This window comes from Streptomyces phytophilus, assembly GCF_013870535.1.
Classification (GTDB): Bacteria; Actinomycetota; Actinomycetes; order Streptomycetales; family Streptomycetaceae; genus Streptomyces; species Streptomyces phytophilus.
In genome coordinates, this window is sequence record NZ_JACBXC010000815.1 from 1 (window position 1) to 2,779 (window position 2,779).

General features: G+C 73.0%; 1 protein-coding gene and 1 pseudogene. One reads left to right on the forward strand and one right to left on the reverse strand.

All coding sequences use genetic code 11. The features are described 5' to 3' along the window. Positions 1-1,498, reverse strand: a 1,498-nt coding sequence (locus H5J30_RS25660; RefSeq protein ID WP_374101025.1) for a molybdopterin-dependent oxidoreductase, incomplete at its 3' end; no start/stop codon positions are given. 795 nt (positions 1,499-2,293) lie between these two features. Here H5J30_RS25660 and H5J30_RS25665 point away from each other — a divergent pair. After that, a pseudogene (locus tag H5J30_RS25665) lies at positions 2,294-2,779 on the forward strand (methylmalonyl-CoA mutase family protein); the annotation flags it as partial.

The following is a 2,779-nucleotide window of genomic DNA, read 5'->3' on the forward strand; positions in this document are numbered from 1 at the left end:
AGGCCAGCGCGTCGGCGGGGGCGCGGTCGTAGCGCCACTGGCCGGTGTGCAGGTACCAGTACGGGGTGCCGGCCATCTGCCGCGAGGGGCGGACCCAGTCGGCGGCGGTGGCGAGTTGCTGCCAGCCGCCGTACGGGCGGACCTTCTCCTGGCCGACGTAGTGCGCCCAGCCGCCGCCGTTGACGCCCTGGCAGCCGGTGAGCATGAGCAGGGACAGGAAGGCGCGGTAGATCGTGTCGGAGTGGAACCAGTGGTTGGTGCCCGCGCCCATCACGATCATGCAGCGGCCGCGGGTCTGCTCCGCGGTACGGGCCCACTCGCGGGCGGCGCGGACGGCGGCGCGGGCGGGCACGGAGGTGATCGCCTCCTGCCAGGCGGGGGTGCAGGGCACGGCGGCGTCGTCGTACGAGGCGGGCCACCGGCCGCCGAGTCCGGGGCGCGGGACGCCGTAGCTCGCGAGGAGGAGGTCGAACACGGTGGTCACGCGGCGCCCGCCGATCTCGCGGACCGGGACGGCGCGCCGCACGGTGGCGCCCGGCTCGTCGAACCGGCCGAGGACGACGTCGGCGGTGGGGCCGCCGCGGTCGCCGCCGTCGCCGTCGGCGTACAGGGTGAGCAGCGGGTCCGTCTCGCCGAGGTCGAGGTGCCAGCGCCCCTCCCCCGGTTTCGACCAGCGGTCGCCGAGGGTGCCGGGCGGGGCGACGACGCGGCCGGTGGCGGCGTCGAGGAGCACGGGGCGGTGGCGGCCGGCGGGGTCCCGGTCGGCGAGCCCGGCGTCGGCGGCGGTGACGAACCGGCCGGGGGTGTACGCGCCGTCGCCGGTCTCCTCCAGTTCGATGAGGAACGGCAGGTCGGTGAACTGCTTGACGTACTCGGTGAAGTAGGGCACCTGCTTCTCGACGAAGCACTCCTTGAGGATGACGTGCCCCATGGCCATGGCCAGCGCGCCGTCGGTGCCGGGGTGCGGGTGCAGCCACTCGTCGGCGAACTTGGTGGCGTCGGAGTAGTCGGGTGAGACGACGACGACCTTCTGGCCGCGGTAGCGGGCCTCGGCCATCCAGTGGGCGTCGGGGGTGCGGGTGACCGGGACGTTGGAGCCCCAGAGCACGAGGTAGGCGGCGTCCCACCAGTCGCCGGACTCGGGCACGTCGGTCTGGTCGCCGAAGACCTGCGGGGAGGCGATGGGCAGGTCCGCGTACCAGTCGTAGAACGACAGCATGGGGGCGCCGATGAGGGCGTGGAAGCGGGCGCCGACGGCGTGCGAGGCCATCGACATCGCGGGGATCGGGGAGAACCCGGCGATCCGGTCGGGGCCGTAGGCCCGCAGGGTGTGCACGTGCGCGGCGGCGGCGATCTCCAGCGCCTCGTCCCAGCCGATGCGCACCAGCCCGCCCTTGCCGCGGGCGCTCTGGTAGCGCCGCCGCCGCTCGGGGTCGCCGGTGATCTCCGCCCAGGCGGCGACGGGGTCGCCGAGGCGGCGTCTGGCGTCGCGGTACATCTGGACGAGAACTCCGCGCGCGTGCGGATAACGCACGCGCGTGGGCGAGTACGTGTACCACGAGAATGACGCGCCGCGGGGGCAGCCGCGCGGTTCGTAATCCGGGCGGTCGGGGCCCGTCGACGGATAGTCGGTCGCCTGGGTCTCCCAGGTGATAAGCCCGTCCTTGACATACACCTGCCACGAACAAGAGCCCGTGCAGTTGACACCGTGTGTCGAGCGGACGACTTTGTCGTGCGCCCAACGGGCCCGGTACGGGGAGTCGTTGACGTCCTGGTCCGTACGGAAGACGGCGCGGCCGTCCGGCGTCTCGGCCGACCTGCGCAGTAACTTCCCTGCTCGCAGCAGGTGTTCGGCGGCTGCGTCGGCCGCGCGCTCCGCCCTGCCTCTCGTCCGACCGCGCACCACGTGGCACCCCTTCCGGGCGAACGGTGCGCCGAGAACACCCGGAGGCGGCCGGCGCACCACGACTCCGATCGATCGCAGCCTGCCCCCATTCCCGGGCCGACCGGAACCGCATTCCGGCCACTTGGTTGCATTGAGAAACTATCTTTACCGGGGATTGGGAGAACCATGCAATTTCAGGTCCGCTGCGCATTGCACTTTCCCGGCGAATATGACGCACACTTTCGGCCAGAAATCCGTTCGCCCGCTTTCCGCGGTGCCGGTGCCGGCGTACGGGCCGGGCGGCGGAGCCCTCGTCCGGGCCGCCCGGCCGGGCGGCCCGGACGAGAACATGGTCACAACCAAGGCAGCCCTCACCCGTTCATTAGCCGGCCTGGCTAACATCCGTCCATGACTGTCCTGCCCGATGACGGGCTCTCCCTGGCGACCGAGTTCGCCGACGCGACGCACGAGCAGTGGCAGCAGCTGGTGGCCGGCGTGCTGCGCAAGGCCGGCAAGGACGTCTCCGGCGCCGAGGCGGAGACGCTGCTGTCCACCGCACTCGACGACGGGCTGCGCACGCCGCCGCTCTACACCGCGCGCGATCGCGCACCGGAGTCCGGGCTGCCCGGCTTCGCGCCCTTCGTCCGCGGCGGCCGGCCCGAGGGCAACGCCGCGGACGGCTGGGACGTACGCCAGCGGCACGCGGTGCCCGACGCGGAGGCCGTGCTCGGCGACCTGGAGAACGGCGCCACGTCCCTGTGGCTCGCCGTCGGCGGCTCCGGCGGTATCCCGGTGGCGGCGCTGGCGGACGTCCTGAAGGACGTCTACCTCGACCTCGCGCCCGTCGTCCTGGACGCCGGCGCCGAGACCGAACCGGCCGCGCGCGAACTGCTG